Source organism: Acinetobacter sp. 22301 (assembly GCF_052045285.1).
GTDB classification, from domain to species: domain Bacteria; phylum Pseudomonadota; class Gammaproteobacteria; order Pseudomonadales; family Moraxellaceae; genus Acinetobacter; species Acinetobacter pittii.
Genome location: NZ_JBQEOR010000015.1, coordinates 49925 through 67957 on the forward strand (window position 1 = coordinate 49925; position 18033 = coordinate 67957).

At 38.8% G+C, this 18033-nt stretch carries 17 protein-coding genes; 12 read left to right on the plus strand and 5 right to left on the minus strand.

Going from position 1 to position 18033, the window contains the following annotated elements; genetic code table 11:
• Positions 1-141 precede the first annotated feature (141 nt).
• A complete protein-coding gene (locus ACTJJH_RS17050; RefSeq protein ID WP_002115857.1) occupies positions 142-1071 on the minus strand; it encodes a LysR family transcriptional regulator in 930 nt (309 codons plus the stop codon).
• A 793-nt stretch (positions 1072-1864) separates the two neighbouring features.
• Here ACTJJH_RS17050 and ACTJJH_RS17055 point away from each other — a divergent pair.
• The 7 genes from ACTJJH_RS17055 (at position 1865) to ACTJJH_RS17085 (ending at position 9891) form a co-directional block, all read left to right on the plus strand.
• Positions 1865-2917, plus strand: coding sequence for a Bug family tripartite tricarboxylate transporter substrate binding protein (locus tag ACTJJH_RS17055; RefSeq protein ID WP_005071167.1), 1053 nt, complete (start codon positions 1865-1867; stop codon positions 2915-2917).
• A gap of 52 nt (positions 2918-2969) precedes the next feature.
• Positions 2970-3416, plus strand: coding sequence for a tripartite tricarboxylate transporter TctB family protein (locus ACTJJH_RS17060; RefSeq protein WP_440601496.1), 447 nt, complete (start codon positions 2970-2972; stop codon positions 3414-3416).
• A 12-nt stretch (positions 3417-3428) separates the two neighbouring features.
• Positions 3429-4928 carry a tripartite tricarboxylate transporter permease gene (locus ACTJJH_RS17065; protein ID WP_000382837.1) on the plus strand — a complete coding sequence of 500 codons (1500 nt, stop codon included), beginning with the start codon at positions 3429-3431 and terminating at the stop codon, positions 4926-4928.
• A 49-nt stretch (positions 4929-4977) separates the two neighbouring features.
• Complete coding sequence (locus ACTJJH_RS17070; RefSeq protein WP_440601497.1) at positions 4978-6024, plus strand: AbrB family transcriptional regulator; 1047 nt, start codon at positions 4978-4980, stop codon at positions 6022-6024.
• A gap of 160 nt (positions 6025-6184) precedes the next feature.
• The gene (locus ACTJJH_RS17075; protein WP_440601498.1) at positions 6185-7570 is read left to right on the plus strand and encodes an outer membrane protein transport protein; all 1386 of its coding nucleotides are present in this window, start codon (positions 6185-6187) and stop codon (positions 7568-7570) included.
• 31 nt (positions 7571-7601) lie between these two features.
• Entirely contained in the window at positions 7602-8489 is an 888-nt protein-coding gene (locus ACTJJH_RS17080; protein ID WP_304595343.1) for a bile acid:sodium symporter family protein, read from the plus strand.
• A gap of 34 nt (positions 8490-8523) precedes the next feature.
• Positions 8524-9891: an amidohydrolase gene (locus ACTJJH_RS17085; protein ID WP_440601499.1), complete on the plus strand. Its 1368-nt coding sequence runs from the start codon at positions 8524-8526 to the stop codon at positions 9889-9891.
• Between the two features lie 56 nt (positions 9892-9947).
• Here the strand turns inward: ACTJJH_RS17085 and ACTJJH_RS17090 are convergent, their stop codons facing one another.
• Positions 9948-10955, minus strand: coding sequence for an AraC family transcriptional regulator (locus tag ACTJJH_RS17090; protein WP_017400053.1), 1008 nt, complete (start codon positions 10953-10955; stop codon positions 9948-9950).
• 215 nt (positions 10956-11170) lie between these two features.
• On the opposite strand from ACTJJH_RS17090, the gene ACTJJH_RS17095 reads away from it, so the two are divergent.
• A complete protein-coding gene (locus ACTJJH_RS17095) occupies positions 11171-12196 on the plus strand; it encodes a fatty acid desaturase (protein WP_440601503.1) in 1026 nt (341 codons plus the stop codon).
• Positions 12197-12297: 101 nt separating this feature from the next.
• Here ACTJJH_RS17095 and ACTJJH_RS17100 read toward each other — a convergent pair whose 3' ends face one another.
• The gene (locus tag ACTJJH_RS17100) at positions 12298-12906 is read right to left on the minus strand and encodes a LysE family translocator (RefSeq protein WP_440601500.1); all 609 of its coding nucleotides are present in this window, start codon (positions 12904-12906) and stop codon (positions 12298-12300) included.
• 255 nt (positions 12907-13161) lie between these two features.
• Between ACTJJH_RS17100 and ACTJJH_RS17105 the strand changes: the two genes are divergently transcribed.
• From ACTJJH_RS17105 to ACTJJH_RS17120, 4 genes are all read left to right on the plus strand, one after another.
• Entirely contained in the window at positions 13162-14034 is an 873-nt protein-coding gene (locus tag ACTJJH_RS17105; RefSeq protein ID WP_440601501.1) for a LysR family transcriptional regulator, read from the plus strand.
• Positions 14035-14402: 368 nt separating this feature from the next.
• Positions 14403-15389, plus strand: a complete 987-nt coding sequence (locus tag ACTJJH_RS17110; RefSeq protein ID WP_000031350.1) for a DUF1852 domain-containing protein — start codon at positions 14403-14405, stop codon at positions 15387-15389.
• Positions 15390-15410: 21 nt separating this feature from the next.
• A complete protein-coding gene (locus ACTJJH_RS17115) occupies positions 15411-16454 on the plus strand; it encodes a methionine synthase (RefSeq protein WP_016803246.1) in 1044 nt (347 codons plus the stop codon).
• Positions 16455-16639: 185 nt separating this feature from the next.
• Positions 16640-17131, plus strand: a complete 492-nt coding sequence (locus ACTJJH_RS17120) for a flavin reductase (RefSeq protein WP_000249487.1) — start codon at positions 16640-16642, stop codon at positions 17129-17131.
• A 53-nt stretch (positions 17132-17184) separates the two neighbouring features.
• Here ACTJJH_RS17120 and ACTJJH_RS17125 read toward each other — a convergent pair whose 3' ends face one another.
• Together ACTJJH_RS17125 and ACTJJH_RS17130 are read right to left on the minus strand one after the other, a co-directional pair.
• Positions 17185-17601 (minus strand): NF045616 family extracytoplasmic (lipo)protein, encoded by a 417-nt coding sequence (locus tag ACTJJH_RS17125; protein WP_440601502.1) that lies wholly within the window; start codon positions 17599-17601, stop codon positions 17185-17187.
• Between the two features lie 355 nt (positions 17602-17956).
• Positions 17957-18033, minus strand: a 77-nt coding sequence (locus ACTJJH_RS17130) for an IS3 family transposase (protein ID WP_348960635.1), incomplete at its 5' end; no start/stop codon positions are given.

An 18033-nucleotide genomic window follows, 5' to 3' on the forward strand; every position in this document is an offset into this window, starting at 1 on the left:
GCCTTGTTTCCAGTTCAAACTACACATCTATATTTCGATAAGTAGCAAACCACTTATCATTCGGACGAAAATGTAATCTCAAAAAGCAGGAGGGAGTGAGAGGGCAAAATTAATTAGGTATTTAATAAAATTAATGACTCTTTATAAAATAATTTCAGAACATGGCCAAATCTGGTTTTGAATCAAATCTTTCACACAAGCCTTAATCGCTGACTTTGCGGCAAGTGCAGCAGGTGATAATTCTTCTTCGGCAAGGCTTACCAAGTAATTGATTCGTTCAACTTCAGGGTCTACTAACTTGAGTAATTGAAGCTTATGTTTGTACTCTTGCAGACAAGCGCTACCTGGGCGGACGCTGGCAAGGTCGAGGTGAATTAGACTGTCCATGAGTAAGTGTAGGCCATCAATTTCATAGACGACATTAAGCTGACCAATCTTGTGCTCAAGCAACTTTCTTAAACTATGGCGCTGGCGTGGTAATACTAAAGGAAGGTCTCCAATTTGTTGAGACTGAATCACACCACTTTTGATGCATTCGGCAAGACCATATTTTTCTAGTACTTCCTTGCGTGCCATTAAATACATTTGCTCGCGTACCAAAGGCTGTATTGACCACTGTTTATCAATTTCATTGGTAAAAATAATCGCGATATCGAGCTGACGCGAGTTAATGGATTGAATTAGATTGCCCGATAGCGTTTCCACAATCTCTAAACGAATGTCTGGGTAACGTTCAGACATTAGTTTCATTAAAGGGATACCAATCAAAGCCGTAATGGTCGGTGGAAAGCCAAGGCTGACATGTCCAGATAGTCGTGCAGAATGGGCAGCATCTACCGCGAAGTTCACTTGACGTAAAATAAGTTGAGAATGTTTTAAAAAGGCGAGACCTGCGGGAGTAGGAGTGACACCAAAGGCATTACGCTGTAATAGGCGAATGCTTAGCTCTTGTTCTAATTTACTAATTTGCTGGCTAATTGCTGAAGCGCCCACATCAAGTTTTTGGGCAGCTTTACCAATACTGCCCGCTTCAACCACAGTCAAAAAATACTTTATTTGTTTGATTTCCATAATAAATGTGTTCGCTCATTATCCTTGATTTAATTGATACAGATATGAAGGATTGGGAAATCTATCATGCGCTTTAATATTAACAGCAATCCATAAAAAAGATCTTCAATTTGATATTCTAAAAACAATAAAACGATCTTTTTCAACTTTAATATTAAAATTTATTCTCTAACTTTTATTTATTATTACGATACATTTACCCTTAAATTTTTAGTCTTTTACATTCCCTATTCTTAGAATTTCAACCTATTTAATTTTACTAATGCCCCCTTTAATTTATTGGTATCACGATGTTTTCTTGATCTGTGCTTTAATCTTTTCAAATGAAAAAAGGAGCACATTAAATGCATGATGCATTAAAAAATATGATGGATTTTCAAATTATGAAGAAGAGTAGCTGATTAAATAACTATTGGAACAATATATGAGTATTTAGCTCATTTGATCAGAAGGGAAGATTGGGTAAAGAGTTTTATTTATTTGAATATTAACGTTACCCATAGCATGGATATGCAAAAGACAACTCAATAGATTACGTTTTTACTATCTTGTTGTTATTCATCAGTATTATTTAACCGAAGCATTTTTAGATATTTTTGCAAAGGTTTTAATTCTCATTATAGAACTGGTGATTATCCTAACTTTCCCTTTACTTAGCGATTTTTTTCAGTCGATTGATTCGTAATTTTTATAGTAACGCTGCATTACTGAAGTTCGCTGTGAAAAAGCGCATTTCAAAACATAAAACCAAAACTAAAAACCGATAAGCATGATCGTGCCAAGGAGGTCGATTATGGAGATTGGTAAAAATCAAAATATGAATAGAGCAAAACGTTATAAGGATGTATGTAACATGAAAAATTTAACTTTACTCGCATTAACATGCGTCAGTGTGACAATGGCTGGGTGTGGATCAGGAAATGCTTCTAAAGAGGCGGGTCAGCCAAAACGTCCGGAATGTATAGCCCCAGCCAAGCCGGGTGGCGGGTTTGATATGACCTGTAAATTGATTCAATCTGGCTTTAAACAAACAGACCAGCTTAAAGATCCAATACGCGTAACCTATATGCCGGGTGGGGTAGGTGCCGTAGCCTATAACAAAATCGTAAACAGTGATCCTGCGAATAATAATGCCGTGGTTGCATTTTCCACTGGTTCACTCTTGAACTTAGCACAAGGAAAATTCGGACATTTCACTGAAAAAGATGTGAAATGGTTGTCTGGCGTCGCCGTCGATTATGGTCTGGTTTCGGTACATAAAGACTCACCATTGAAAAACCTTGATGACTTGATGAAAGCACTCAGAGAAAACCCAAAAGCACTCAGCTTTGGTGGTGCTGGAAGTGTGGGCGGTCAAGACTGGATGCAAACAGCAATGTTGGCAAAAAAAGCAGGTATTAGTCCTGCCGATTTAAGATTTGTTGCACTTGAAGGTGGTGGGGAAGTGCTGACTTCATTACTGGGTCAGCATATTCAAGTTGGGGTAGGCAATATTAGTGAAGTCAGTTCATACCTAGAGTCTGGTGATATTCGGGTTTTGGCTGTTTTTGCTAACAAACGTTTAGACGGAAAGTTCTCAAAATTACCTACTGCAAAAGAGCAAGGCTATGACATTGAGTGGCCAGTCATCCGTGGTTTCTATATGGGACCAAAGGTGAGCGATGAAGCCTATGGTTGGTGGAAAAATGCCTTCGATAAAATGATGGCTAACCAGAAATTTGACGCAGTCCGTGAAAATCAGGATCTACTCCCATTTCAGCTGACAGGTGAAGAACTCAAAGCTTATGTTTATAAACAGACCGCGGAAATGCGGCAGTTATCGCAAGAATATAAATTATCACAATAACAAATTGGCTGGGTTGAGAAACTATTTTCAGCTCAGTTTTTTCTGAGGATAGATGATGAAATCTGAACGGATTCTTACCGCCATTATTACGGTTTGCGGGTTATTTTTGTTGATTTATGCGAGCAATTTTGAAGCCCCAATTTCCTACGATCCAGTGGGCCCTAAAGCTTTTCCTATTTTATTAATGGGCTTAATTACAGCGAGTGCAGCGTATCTCACTATTCGACCAGCCATTATGTTTGAGCCCGTGGAATTGGGATGGACAGAACATCTAGTCGTTAAGTTAGCGTTATGTGCGGTGGCTTTAACGCTATATGCATTAGTTTTTGAATGGCTCGGCTTTATTGTTGCAACCCTGTTGATGACCATTGCAGTGGGCAAACTTTTCCATGGCAAAACCATACCGGTTTTGGTGACAGGTTTAGTACTTAGCATCAGTACCTACTATATGTTTGACCGTTTCTTGGATGTGCCATTACCACTTGGATTTTTTGGTTAAGGATGACCCGATATGGATGTATTAAGTTTTTTAATGATGGGGTTTGAGGTTGCCTTGCAGCCGCAGAATCTTTTAATTGCTTTGATTGGCGCATTTATTGGAACGATTGTTGGCTTATTACCGGGTTTAGGTCCAATTAATGGTGTGGCAATTTTATTGCCGTTTGCTTATGCCTTGGGTTTACCTGTAGATAGCGCCTTGATTTTATTGGCAGCAGTGTATTTGGGGTGTGAATATGGCGGACGTATTTCAGCGATTCTGTTAAACGTACCCGGAGATGCTGGAGCCATTATGACCACGTTAGATGGTTATCCATTGGCACAGCAAGGTAAGGCAGGAATTGCATTGTCTTTGTCATCGGTCAGTTCCTTTGTTGGAAGTACTGTTGCCTTTATTGGGATTGTATTGTTTGCACCTATATTGGCGAAATGGGCAATTGCATTTGGTCCTGCTGAATATTTTGCTTTGATGGTCTTTGCAATTGTTTGTTTAACTGGTCTGGTCAGTACGCAGCCTTTTAAAACCTTAATTATGGCACTCATGGGCCTAGCACTTTCAACTGTGGGAATGGATGCAATTACAGGTGTATATCGCTTTACCTTTAACAGTGTGGGTTTAAGTGACGGTATTGCTTTTACTACTTTGGTTATTGGCCTATTTAGTGTAAGCGAAATCCTATTAATGCTCGAACGTACGACAATTGGTCAAGTTGCCTTAAAACAAGGAAAGCGTTCTCTTTTTAATCTTAAAGAGTTCTTTTTCTCGTTGGTTGCTATTATCCGCAGTTCAGTGATTGGTTTCTTCTTGGGTATTCTTCCAGGAGCAGGTGCAACCGTTGCAAGTGCGATGGCCTATACCACTGAACGAAAAATGGCAAAAGATAGTAGCAAGTTTGGTAAAGGTGACTTACGTGGGCTTGCTGCACCAGAAAGTGCGAATAACGCAGCCGCTTGTGGTTCATTTGTACCTATGTTGACACTCGGTGTGCCGGGCTCGGGGACGACTGCTGTCATGATGGGCGCGTTGCTTATGTACAATATTGCACCAGGTCCGCAGTTATTTGTTCAACAACCTGTATTGGTGTGGTCGCTGATTGCATCGCTTATGGTAGGTAATATCATTCTGTTGGTATTAAACTTGCCATTGGTAGGCTTCTTTGCCCGCATGCTGAGTATTCCTAATTACATTCTGATTCCGATCATCGCAAGTGTGAGTTTTGTTGGTGTGTATGCTATTCATAGCAATATCTTTGACTTGCTGTTATGTATGGGCTTAGGTGTATGTGGATATATTCTCAGAAAATTTGATTTTCCCTTAGCTCCACTGATTCTTGGTTTTGTACTTGGCGAATTAATGGAATCGAATCTGCGCCGTGCACTTTCAATTTCTCAAGGGGAACTTGATGTCTTATGGAGCAGTAACATTAGTATAGGACTTTGGATCATGTCAGGATTATTATTGATCTTGCCAATCGTTCGTAAATACTTGTTTATCAAAAAACAGCAAGCTTAATAGGACAGCAATAGTAGTCAGCATTGGTTGGCTATTATTGCTCTGAATTATGGAAAAAATAAGCTCAAATCTCAAAGGATTAGCAATTGCTCTGGTCGGAGCTTTAATTGCCAAATATTTGCATATTCCCTTGCCTTGGTTGCTTGGACCTTTATTGACGGCCTTATTGTTCGGTAGTGTTGGTCATTCACTTGCCTGTGATCCCCAGTGGCGACGCATAGGGCAGGTCATTATTGGTATGGCTTTAGGCCTATACTTTTCACCAGCTTTGGTACAGGCAGTGGCAGCATATTGGGGCTTTATCCTCATAGGTTTGGCATGGTCACTTGTGTTGGGTACATTGCTGGCTGGATTGCAATATCGAGTTAATACTTTGGATTGGGCTACTGCATGGTTTTCTTCGGCCATTGGTAGTGCCAGTGAAATGGTGAATATTGCAGAGCGCTACCAAGCTCAAGTCGATAAAGTCGTTGCCGCTCATAGCCTAAGAATTGTGATTTTGGTTGTGCTGGTTCCAATTTTTATGGAGCTTTATTTTCATGTCGAATGGACTGGTTTAAAGATACCAGTGTCGGATCAATTTAACTTTTTTCAGGTCATCTTACTGTTTTGTCTAGCTCTGTTTGTGGGTAAGGTTTTTCAATTCTTTAATCTTTTGAATGCTTGGATTTTGGGGCCACTTGCCATTATTGGGTTATTGTCATTTTGTGGAATACTTCAGATGAAATTGCCTGAATGGTTTACTGCCTTTGGTCAAGTCTGTATTGGTTGGTCATTAGGTAGCAAGTTTCCATTTAGCTTTTTAAGGAAAAATAAAAAATTTATTGGAATCACACTGATATTCAATTTACTAGCTTTAGTGCTATCAATAAGCGTTGCTTTATTACTGGTTAATTTAAGTCATACAGAAAAACAAATCTTGATTTTAGGCCTTTCACCCGGAGGTATTGCAGAAATGTCACTGATGGCTAAAGCTCTCGGACTCGCAGTACCCATCGTCGTTTCCTTTCAACTTTCAAGATTAATTTTTGTAATTCTCACTACACGCTTTTTTTATCAATACAGTCTGCAATTATTTTTTAAATCTAAAAAGTAAGAGCTTTTTAATATAAAAACTTTGTTGTGTTTGCTGCTACACAAACCATAACTTTTCAATATGGCATCTACGGTCAAATCATTGGCGTTTGGAGCTAAGCAGAAGCATTCAAATCTACATAAAGTGAGGAATCAAAATAAAAAATATCCAGGATGGATCCATGAGTTTTGTTGTGAATAAAAAAATATTGATCTTAGGAATAACTTCAATTTGCACAAGCACTTTACATGCTGCTGCATTTGATAAAACAGGGCAGTCTGTAGCGGCATTTTTACAACCGGGTAACTATTTTGAAGCAAGTTTAGGAATCACAGATGCCGATTTAAGTGGTGTAGAGTCGGGCACAAACCCGTCACATCATTCAATTTCAGATATAGCCAACACCGATTATCGACCTACCGCAGCGTTAAAACTACAGTTAGCACCGCAGTATTCATTTGGCTTGCTTTACGATCAACCATTTGGTGCCGACACACAATATTCAGGACTAAATGGCTTTGTCGCAACGCCAAAAGACACGGTGATGTTACCCGGCATTACAACAGCAGGACTTGCCAATGCTACTTCTGGTCAGGCTCCTACAGGAAATGCAAAATCAGAATTTGATATACAAAATTTAAGCTTTATTTTGGGGTATCAACCCACAAAAAACTGGAATCTTTATGCGGGGCCAGTCTATCAAACCTTTAAAAGTCAGGTTGAATTAAGAGGTAATGTATTTAGTCTTTACAACGGCTATGACTTTCACACCAAAACTGTAGATGACTTGGGATGGTTAGCAGGGCTTGCCTACCAGATTCCGGAAAAAGCTGTGAAAGTCTCATTAACCTACCGTTCAGCCATTACTCACAAACTAAACGCGACTGAAAATGCTCCACTCATTGAGATGTTAAGCACTCAACAAGGTCGTGATTTAGTTAATCAGCATCTAGACTACATGATTTCTATTGGTCAGATGACTTCACAAAAGAAAGCTTACTTAAACCAGATTATTGCCAATTTGCCAGAACAAGAAGATACAGGTACAACAAAATTTAAATCTCCTGATTCAGTGAATTTGGAGTTCCAGACCGGACTTCGTCAGGGAACGTTAATGTTTGGTAGTTTACGCTGGGTAAATTGGAGTGATCTCGCTCTACAGCCTTATCGCTTTGGTGAGATCTCAAAAGTTGTTGGCGTACTATTAACGCCAAGCCGTCCGGAAGGTTTTAATTTGGTTCGTTATTATGACGACCAATGGTCTTTAAATTTGGGGGTTGGACAACGCTTTTCACCTAAATGGTTAGGCTCTGTGTCGGTTGGATGGGACTCGGGAGCAGGTGATAAAGTGTCAACGGGTGGCCCAAGCAAGGGATATTACAACTTGGGCGTGGGTGCTCAATATAGCCCGACATCGCAATACTTTATTTCTGGTGGCGTGAAGTATTACTGGTTAGGCGATGCAAAGGCTCAGCTTGGTGCACAGGCGGGTAGTGACTATTATGTAGGTGAGTTTAAGGATAATCACTCAGTCAGCTATGGCTTAAAAATTGGATATAAATTCTAAACAATACAAAAATTAAAAGAGGAAATAGAGAATGGATTCATTGGTAATTACCGTATTCTTACCCATAGCCTTGGCGATTATTATGGCAGGTATGGGGTTGGAATTGACCCTCAAGGATTTTAAACGTGTTCGCCAGCATCCCAAAGCCGTATTTATTGCTTTGTTTTGTCAGCTCATTATTTTATTAGCTATTGCTTTCATGATTTGTAAGGTCTTTGCTTTACCACCAATGATTGCTGTTGGGCTAATGTTACTTGCAGCTTCACCAGGCGGGGCCACTGCAAATTTATTTAGCTATTTATATAAGGGCGATATTGCCCTTAATATTACTTTAACGGCGATAAATTCAGTGCTCGCTGCTTTTACACTACCCTTGATTGTGAACTTCGCATTACTACATTTTGTGGCAAGTGAACAACACGTTGGATTGCAGTTTTCCAAAATAATTCAAGTATTTGTTATTATTTTATTTCCAGTCATCATTGGAATGTTGATTAGACATTTCTCACCAAAATTTGCAGAAAAGTTAAATAAACCCGTTCGTGTGTTTGCCATTGTATTTTTACTTTTTATTATTGCGCTCGCGATTGCTAAAGACTATCAAAAACTTCTCGATTACATTGGACTCGTTGGCGGAGCAACCTTACTTTTCTGTGTTTGTAGTCTTGCGATTGGATATTGGTTGCCACGTTTATTTGGCATTAACAGCTTTCAAGCCAAAGCATGTGCATTTGAAATTGGCATTCATAACAGTACCTTGGCTTTAACGATTGCTTTAACTGTGATGTCAAGCTCGGATGCAGCAATGCCAGCAGCTGTGTATTCAATATTGATGTACATAATGGCCACTTTATTTGGTACCTTATTAAATCAATTAGAAAAGAAAGATTTAGCTAAAAACAAAATAATTATTAATTAACTGCAAAGATTATTAAAACGGAGCTTCATACATAATGAACAAATTTTTTAAAAACAGCCTATTTTTAGGATTATCGACTTTCATTGCAGGTTATGGAACTCTCCTTCATGCGGAAGCAAGTCCAACAACTTTACCGGCGGTTTCGCAAAAAGCGTTAACCATTATTGATAGGCAAACAGAGTGGTTAAATAAAGTCTATAAAGACATTCATGAACACCCTGAACTTGGGTTTATGGAAACGCGTACTTCAGCAATTGTTGCCAAAGAACTTAAGTCAATGGGTTTTGACGTTAAAACGGGAATAGCCAAAACAGGCGTGGTTGGCATTTTAAAAAATGGTGAAGGGCCAACAGTCATGTACCGTGCCGATATGGATGCCAACACTGTTGAAGAAGCGACTGGTTTACCATACGCGAGTAAAGTGCGTGTAAAACTTGATGATGGAACTGAAACACCTGTAGCACATATGTGCGGTCATGATGCACATGTGACATGGATGCTCAGCATGGCAAAAACATTAGTCGCTTTAAAAAAGGAATGGAGCGGAACTATTATTTTAGTCGCGCAACCTGCCGAAGAGCCGATCACAGGTGCAAAAGCTATGGTGACTGATGGCTTATGGACAAAATATAACTTGCCAAAACCTGATTATTTCTTTGCAGTGCATACCACACCTGCACCTGTAGGCGTAGTCATCAATGCACCGGGGCCACGTATGGCGGGAACCGATCAGCTTGATGTTTTATTTAAAGGTGTGGGTGGGCATGGTTCACTACCAATGCTCACCAAAAACCCGATTAGTATGGCGGCCAATGCAGTAAATCAATATCAAACCATTATGGGTAACGCAGTTGACCCGCAACAAGCGGCAGTGTTATCGATAGGCTCAATTCAGGCTGGAAATTCGAATAACGTGATTCCTTCTACAGCATTGGTCAAAATGAACTTGCGCTGGTTTGATCCTAAAGTGCGTGAAACCATGTTAAATAACATTAAGTCTATGAGTGAAGGCGCGTCTCAAATGCAGGGGATGGGTAAAGACCAAATGCCGACCTTTACTTTTAAAGGTTCAAGCACACCAGTAATTAACAATAAAGAATTTTCGGCACGTTTAAATGGGCCTTTAAAAGCATTATTAGGCGATAAACATGTTCTAACTGAGTATCCTGCGGTTATGGGGTCAGAAGATGTTCATCATTTGTTAGGCGACCAAAAAGACATTCCTTTTAACTTTATGTTTATTGGTGTGGCAGACCCAGTTGTGTTTGCAAATGCAGTCAAGCAAGGCAAACCTGTGCCTTATATTCCACATAGTCCAAACTACATTGTTGACTTAAAAGCTTTACCAGTGGGAGCTAAAGTCACTACAGTTTCGATGCTAGAACTGCTTACTAAAAAGTAAGTTACTCATAAAAAAGATGCACTCACATGCATCTTTTTTGCCTAACTTTTTTAAAGTTAAGAGCAAGCCAAATATTTTTCTCGATAATGGATAGGTGATAAATCGGTCCAGCGGCGAAACGCACGGGTAAAACTACTGACATCGGTAAAGCCAAGAATATAAGCAATCTCAGTAATATTATGGTTTGAGTTTTTAATATAAGATAAGGCGAGTTCATGCCTAGTCTGATCCAGTAATTCACTATAAGAGGTGTTTTCGGCAGAAAGTTTGCGTTGCAGACTCCGTATGCTTAAGCCAAGACTTTTCGCAACGTCTTGTTGTTGAAAATCACCTGTAGATAATTTTTCGATTAATTTTACTTTCACACGTGCCAGTATATTTTCTTTATCGAACCGTGCCAGATAACGATTAATAATTTCATCATATTCTTGGGTAAGAGTAGGATTTGCACCTTCTAGTGGTTGTTCTATGGTTGCTGTATCAAACACAATCATATCTTTGGGTGCATTAAAAACAATCGGAGCTTTTAAAATACTCTGAAAAGTTTCTAAATCTTCAGGTTCTGAACGTCTAAGTTCAATGCGTAATGGCGAAAAAACAGAGCCTTGTAAAGCACGACTTGAGCGAATAAAAACGGAAATAAATGCATCTATTGACTCGGGCTGAACTTCGTCGGGAACATGAATAACAAAATAATGATTATTTCCTTGCCCATAAAACTCTAGCTCTGGAATATCCGTAACCACACGAAAATAACGAATAATTCTTAGAAACATCTCTTTTAGAGTAGTGCTAGTAATCAGTGAATGCCCTAACACATGAAAAGTATTTTGATTGACTTGGCTGGCAACTTTAAGGCCAAAACATGAATCTTGAGTTTTCTGAACTGCTAATTTCCATAAATTTGCTGTTTGTTTTAATGAATATCGTGCATCAGGATTACTCAGAGCCTGAATATCTAAACCTGCTTGTTCTAATAAAGGTTGACTATCAACACCGGCTTTTTCGAGCGCTTTTTGAATCGCTTTCACCCAGCTAGCCAGTGCCGTTGCTGTCTGTGGCATGTTATGTCCTATAACTTGTGATTCATATTCCTGTAAACAGTATAAAAGATTCAAAACTAAAAAATCTTTTGTTTATTTTGAATCTTTTTATTTTGGCATCCATAGCCAATAGATTGGCGTTTCGAGCTAAGCACACTTAGGGTGATCTAAATAAAGTAGGGGCATGAAAAACTGAGGAATAACGGATGACCTACATATATAAAAATCCTGCCGGAATGACCGATAGCGAAAAAACCGAACATATTAAAAAAGTAGTAACAGCAGAAGGCGTGGCTTTACGCAAACGCCATCCTATTTTGAACCATCAAAATGCCATTGGGGCGATGATTCTATTTATATCTTTGGTCGGCATGATAGCGACTGCTGTGCTCTATATAAATCATCAACTTTCAGCTTGGTTTGCAATTCCGATTATTGCTTTTTTTGCATCGCTCACCCATGAGTTAGAGCATGACCTGATTCACTGGATGTATTTTAGAAAGAAACCATGGGCACATCATTTAATGATGGGCTTAGTCTGGTTAGCTCGACCAAGTACCATTAACCCGTGGAAACGTCGTGAGCTGCATTTTAACCATCATAAAAACTCAGGTACCGAAGTTGATTTAGAAGAAAGAGCTTTAACCAACGGAGAACAGTGGAGCATACGTCGTCTCATCGCGATTGGTGATAACGGCTTGGCGGTCTTGTTTCGTATTATCTCTGCAAGCAATTGGACGGTGAGAAAAGTAATTTTTAAACGTGCATTTATGGCTTATTTTCCGCTAGGGATTATTCACTGGTCGCTGTGGTATATCTTTTTAGGCTTTCATGTAGTTGATGCTGTTGCAGGTTGGGCGAATGCACCGATTGCTTGGTCAGCTACCACTTTAAATATTATGCATGTGGTTAATATTTTGACTATTGTTTGGGTTGCACCGAATGTGCTGCGTACCTTCTGCTTGCACTTTGTGACTAGCAATATGCATTACTACGGTGACGTTGAATTGGGTAATGTCATTCAACAAACTCAAGTATTAACGCCGTGGTGGATGATGCCGTTCCAATTGTTTTGCTTTAACTTTGGTTCAACACATGCCATCCATCATTTTGTGGTGAAAGAACCATTCTACATTCGCCAAATGACTGCACCAGTTGCCCATAAAGTCATGCGTGATATGGGAGTGCGGTTTAACGATGTCGGAACTTTTAAAAGAGCAAATCGTTGGAACCTAAATGATTTATCAGAGTCAAAAAGTTAAAACATAGCTTTTTATCTCACTCAAATGGACTGAGTTCTGTACGAAGCACTCAGTCCATTAATTATAAATTCACCCTAAAGATTATTAAAAATTAAACGGCTCTACCGAAACTTAGTAAAAAGCAAAATCACGCCTAAGACACATAAAATTAAGCCAATCACCCTATTAATCTGTACTTGCTTGGCTAACATTTTTTGTCTCAGTAGCACGGATGAAAACAGCACAGCCACCAGTGAAAACCATATAAAATGGGCAAAAGACATAAAAAAACCATAAGCCAAAAGAATGGTTTTAGGCGTGGTTAAGCTCACAATTTGCGTATAGGTGCTAATCACAAATAGCGTGGTTTTAGGGTTCAGGGCGTTGGTAAAAAAGCCATACTTTATAGCTTGAAAACTACCGATAGCGGTTAAAGCAGCAGTGTCTAAAACAGGTTTTTGAGTAAAAGTTTTATAGCCAATATAGATGAGGTAAAGCGCGCCAATATACTTAACAATATTCAAAATTTGCGGCGTATAAGTCATCACAAAGGCAACGGCTACAAGTGTATAGGTTACATGTACCAATACGCCAAGCGATATTCCGAGTGAAGTGAACACACCTATTTTTCTTCCGTACAAGTAACTATTTTTCGTAACGATCGCGAAGTCAGCGCCGGGGCTAACCACCGCCAAAATCGTAATGAGAATAACCGCAATAAACTCTGCCATTATCTTGCATCCTCACTGAAAATGAGGTGATTGGTCTGTACTTTTTGGAATGTATTTGAGAGGAGAATTATTTTATTTAAAGCTGTTATTCTTTTCGTGAGAAAGATAGGGGCTTTACATTTATGAAGATAGATATAGATATCTAATATATTTTTCATCATCTAAAATGAGGTTTAATAAAGATGATTTTTATTTTGAACAGAAATCTAAAAATAAAAATCGATAAAAACAACTACACATCTATGAGTTTTTGGAATGATCGAAAGAATATCGCTGAATTCACTAAAATTTTTCTATTTTGTGGCGAAGTATGGCAGCGTCACTTTAGCTGCAAAGAAATTATTTGTGACGCAAAGTGCAGTCAGTAAACAAATTTATAATTTAGAAGAAGCTTTAAATACGGCTTTATTCGAGCGAAAAAACAAAACACTTGTGATGACCGAGCAGGGCGAAATTTTACTGAGTTGTTGCCATCAGGTTTTTGGTCAACTCGATGAATGCTTAATACAACTCAGCCAGCCTAAAGCTAAAAACAAACAACTGGTCTTGTCGTGTGAACCGACTCTTTCCATGAAATGGCTCATACCGCGGTTATCAAAATTTAAAAAGCTTGGGCATGATTTTGAGATTGTGTTACTTACCGCAGGCGGCGTGGTCGATTTTGAAAAAGATAATATTGATATCGCGATTCGCCGAAATGACTTTGATTGGGGAGAGCATATCTATAGCGAGAAAATTGCCGATGAATATATCGCTCTAGTTCAAGCAACCAAGCCATCGGAAACAAACGACTTACTCATTTCAACTTCTAGACCAACTTTTTTCAAAAACATGAGTCGTATTGCTGAGTTAAAACAGAGTTTAAAAGGCTACACCAAAGTTGAACTCGAACATTTTTACCTATGTTTAGAAGGTTGTTTGGCGGGACTTGGCGCAACGGTCATCTCAATTTATATGATTGAAAAAGAGCTTGAGTGGAACTTACTGAAAAAAATTTCACCTGTTGTGCAAGATAATTCAGCCTATTTTTTACTTTCTCATGGCGCTTTTGAGGAAGATTCACGTAAAACCATATTTTTAGAATGGCTAAAAACAGAGATGAATGAGAGTCAGCACACATTACTTTAGGTTGATTCTTTTTAACTTGAATTTTTCTTATTAAGTATTTGAAAATAATGATAAATATTTTAATTTATTAAAGCGCTGCTTGAGCGCCGTATATTGAATTTCTCCTGTCTAAAATTTCCGAAGATGAAAAATATTTAACTTCATACTTATTTATTAAACCTTAAACATGAATTTCACTCAGTTTATAATGAGACTAAATCATTTTTATTCATGTTGTGATTGCGGTATAAATCTATTCATGCTCTGAAGCGCTCCAGTAATTCACTTTGATAAGACCATAAGGCACAAAACTGACAATTCTGGAAAGTTTAAAAAGAGCAAAAAGTTTTTATTTAGGTTTTATCTCAGAAATTAGGGTACTGATCACAATGAGTAAAGAATTTACATTTACGATTAAGAGTATTTGTTTCGATGAGAACTATCGTCCAGCAGACAATACACGTATTACAACCAACTTTGCTAACTTGGCGAGAGGGATGAGCCGCGAAGAAAATTTGCGCAATACATTGCAGATGATCGACAATCGTTTCAATGCTTTAGCTCATTGGGACAACCCTAAAGGCGACCGCTATGGCGTTGAACTTGAAATCATTTCAGTTGAAATGAATATTGATGCCGAAAACCGTACTAGCGGGCTTCCTTTAATTGAAATATTGAAAACCAATATTGTTGATAAGAAAACCAATGAACGCATCGAAGGTATTGTAGGCAACAACTTCTCGTCTTATGTACGTGACTATGACTTTAGTGTGCTGTTGTTAGATCACAACAAAAACAAGTCGACTTTTAGTACACCAGAAAAGTTTGGTGAATTGCACGGTAACTTGTTTAAGAGCTTTATTAACTCTGAAACTTATAAAGCCAACTTTAAAAAGGCGCCTGTGATTTGCTTAAGCGTTTCGACGACTAAAGAGTACCACCGTACTGAAAACGAACATCCTGTTTTAGGTGTTGAATACAAGCAAGAAGACTATTCACTCACTGATGAATATTTCCAAAAAATGGGCTTAAAAGTTCGCTACTTCATGCCGCCAAATAGCGTTGCGCCGTTAGCGTTCTATTTTACAGGCGATTTGTTGAGTGATTACACCAACCTTGAGTTGATTAGTACCATTAGTACGATGGAAACATTCCAAAAGATTTACCGTCCTGAAATTTACAACGCAAATTCAGTGGCTGGAAAATCTTATCAACCAAGCTTGAAACACGAAGATTATTCACTTACTCGAATTGTGTATGACCGTGAAGAACGTAGCCGTTTGGCTATTGAGCAGGGGAAGTTTGTTGAAGAGCAATTTATCAAACCATACCAAGCGATTCTTGAGCAGTGGTCTGCTAATTACGCTCCTAATTAATCAACATACGGGTCATTGATCATGAAAAAATTATTACCGACTTCAACTGCTGGCAGCTTACCAAAACCGTCTTGGCTTGCAGAACCTGAAAAGCTTTGGTCACCTTGGAAACTCGAAAACGAAGGCTTAGTTGAAGGTAAAAAAGACGCGTTACGTTTGGCGTTGCACGAACAACAACTTGCTGGCATCGACATTGTGAGCGATGGCGAACAAACCCGCCAACACTTTGTGACTACGTTTATTGAACACTTAAATGGCGTAGATTTTGAGAAGCGCGAAACAGTTCGTATTCGTGACCGTTACGATGCAAGCGTGCCATCTGTTGTAGGTGCGGTGTCTCGTCAAAAGCCTGTGTTTGTTGAAGATGCGAAGTTTTTACGTCAGCAAACCAATCAACCAATTAAATGGGCATTACCTGGCCCAATGACTATGATTGATACGCTTTACGATGGTCACTACAAGAGCCGTGAAAAGTTAGCTTGGGAATTTGCAAAAATCTTGAACCAAGAAGCGCGTGAGTTAGAAGCTGCTGGTGTAGACATTATTCAGTTTGATGAACCTGCATTTAACGTATTCTTTGACGAAGTAAATGACTGGGGCATCGCGACTTTAGAGCGTGCAATTGAAGGTCTTAAGTGTGAAACTGCGGTCCATATTTGCTATGGTTACGGCATTAAAGCCAACACTGATTGGAAAAAGACACTCGGTTCTGAATGGCGTCAATACGAAGAAGCTTTCCCGAAACTTCAAACGTCTAACATTGATATCATCTCGTTAGAATGTCACAACTCACATGTGCCTATCGATTTACTCGAACTCATTCGCGGTAAAAAAGTAATGGTCGGCGCAATTGATGTTGCATCTAACCAGATTGAAACACCAGAAGAAGTGGCTAACACACTTCGTAAAGCGCTTCAGTTTGTAGATGCTGACAAGCTTTATCCTTGCACAAACTGCGGTATGGCACCTCTTTCTCGTGAAGTGGCACGTGGCAAGTTAAATGCTTTAAGTGCAGGTGCAGAAATCGTTCGCCGAGAACTGACTGGTTATGATCTTACTGCTTAATATTTACCAATAAGTGGTATAAAGGGTTACTTTTTTGATGGCAGTTGATAATCAAACAAGTAACCCTCATTTTACTTACTACGTGTCGCTCTAATCAGATCGCATGTCGATAGTACCTTCCTGATGGAGTTGGGCGGTATAGCAAACACACCGGATAAGGTACGGTTCAATTTAGGAATAATGTCATGGTTCAAGCAACAGACTTTAGAAATGCAATGTCTTTACTCACAAGTGCAGTTAGTGTTGTGACTACGGCAGGCATGTCTGGCCGTTTTGGATTTACTGCCTCTGCTGTTTGTAGTGTGACCGACACACCTCCGACATTATTGGTGTGTATGAACCAATCTGCGAGTTCACATGCACATTTCCTAGATAACAAAATCTTAACTGTGAATGTGTTGGGCGCGCACCACGAACATATTTCAAAAGCATTTTCATCTAAACTCACACCAGAAGAGCGCTTTAAACATGGCGCATGGATTGAGTTAGAAACGGGTTCACCTGTGCTAGATGATGCTTTGGTAAGTTTCGATTGTGAGATTGAGCAAATTCAACAAGTCGGTACACACACGATTTTTATATGTCCAATCGTAGCGATTAAACAAAGCCAACATGACCAAAGTTTGGTTTATTTTAATCGTGCTTATCACCAAGTGGGGCAGACCGAGATTGTCTAATCCCACTTGTTTAGTTGTTTCTGCAATAGCGAAATGAGGGGCTAGGAACAATCCTATTTACAGGTTGTTTCACCGGGTTCAGGCTCTCGGATTTCTAGCTTATTGTTATTTTCTACTATACAAATACGCGTATCGAAAGTTTTGTATATATCCAAAGTAATGTCATAAGCTACATTCTTTTCAAACGCCTTTAGAGGAATTTTTACACAATCTTTCTCTTCTATTGGCAGAGGGGCGTTTAAATATTCTTTCTCATAAGAACTTTTAAATCCGTTTTGGTAGTCCACTTTCCCCATAAAAATCAAAAATTTATTATCAAAACTATAATTCGTTTTTTTAGGGTTATTGGTAAAGGCACATACATAATCTTGATGTAGTGTAACCTCTAATGGAAGAGGGCCTTGGCTACAACCATTCAATAAACACCCAGTGGTTAATATTAAAATGGACTTTGAAAATAGTCTTCTCATTTATGTTCTCGTAAAGTTCTAAAAAATATTCCAAATCAAAAAGTAAATTCATGTGGTTTAGCTTACCGTATCTGACTCTTTTTAAAAAATAAATAAATACAATTAAATATAATATATAAAATAATAATTAAGTTAATCTAATGAAAAACAATAAGAAATTTAAATACTTGTCATAAAAGCTACATTGACACCTCTAAACTCTCAGATTATGCTTTGCGTGCTGGCCTACATTGCCAGTTGGCTTTGACAGGCCAGAACCTAAGACATTGAAAAAATTTGTTTTTTTAATGTAGACTCGTTCGTCCCCCTTTTTGTTGCGGTAGGATGATCTGACCCCATAAAGTTGGACAGTTAGTTAAGCAGTTTTTAAAAACTGGTTTCTATATTGTACAGGGGATAAACCTTGTAGCTTCACCTTGATTCTCTCATGAT

Coding starts and splice junctions, on each gene's coding strand:
- ACTJJH_RS17095 (WP_440601503.1), top strand. CDS start 11,171: ATGACCGATAGCGAAAAAACCGAACATATTAAAAAAGTAGTAACAGCA.
- ACTJJH_RS17090 (WP_017400053.1), bottom strand. CDS start 10,955: ATGCCACAGACAGCAACGGCACTGGCTAGCTGGGTGAAAGCGATTCAA.
- ACTJJH_RS17080 (WP_304595343.1), top strand. CDS start 7,602: ATGGATTCATTGGTAATTACCGTATTCTTACCCATAGCCTTGGCGATT.
- ACTJJH_RS17110 (WP_000031350.1), top strand. CDS start 14,403: ATGAGTAAAGAATTTACATTTACGATTAAGAGTATTTGTTTCGATGAG.
- ACTJJH_RS17115 (WP_016803246.1), top strand. CDS start 15,411: ATGAAAAAATTATTACCGACTTCAACTGCTGGCAGCTTACCAAAACCG.
- ACTJJH_RS17085 (WP_440601499.1), top strand. CDS start 8,524: ATGAACAAATTTTTTAAAAACAGCCTATTTTTAGGATTATCGACTTTC.
- ACTJJH_RS17120 (WP_000249487.1), top strand. CDS start 16,640: ATGGTTCAAGCAACAGACTTTAGAAATGCAATGTCTTTACTCACAAGT.
- ACTJJH_RS17070 (WP_440601497.1), top strand. CDS start 4,978: ATGGAAAAAATAAGCTCAAATCTCAAAGGATTAGCAATTGCTCTGGTC.
- ACTJJH_RS17050 (WP_002115857.1), bottom strand. CDS start 1,071: ATGGAAATCAAACAAATAAAGTATTTTTTGACTGTGGTTGAAGCGGGC.
- ACTJJH_RS17065 (WP_000382837.1), top strand. CDS start 3,429: ATGGATGTATTAAGTTTTTTAATGATGGGGTTTGAGGTTGCCTTGCAG.
- ACTJJH_RS17100 (WP_440601500.1), bottom strand. CDS start 12,906: ATGGCAGAGTTTATTGCGGTTATTCTCATTACGATTTTGGCGGTGGTT.
- ACTJJH_RS17105 (WP_440601501.1), top strand. CDS start 13,162: ATGATCGAAAGAATATCGCTGAATTCACTAAAATTTTTCTATTTTGTG.
- ACTJJH_RS17125 (WP_440601502.1), bottom strand. CDS start 17,601: ATGAGAAGACTATTTTCAAAGTCCATTTTAATATTAACCACTGGGTGT.
- ACTJJH_RS17060 (WP_440601496.1), top strand. CDS start 2,970: ATGATGAAATCTGAACGGATTCTTACCGCCATTATTACGGTTTGCGGG.
- ACTJJH_RS17075 (WP_440601498.1), top strand. CDS start 6,185: ATGAGTTTTGTTGTGAATAAAAAAATATTGATCTTAGGAATAACTTCA.
- ACTJJH_RS17055 (WP_005071167.1), top strand. CDS start 1,865: ATGGAGATTGGTAAAAATCAAAATATGAATAGAGCAAAACGTTATAAG.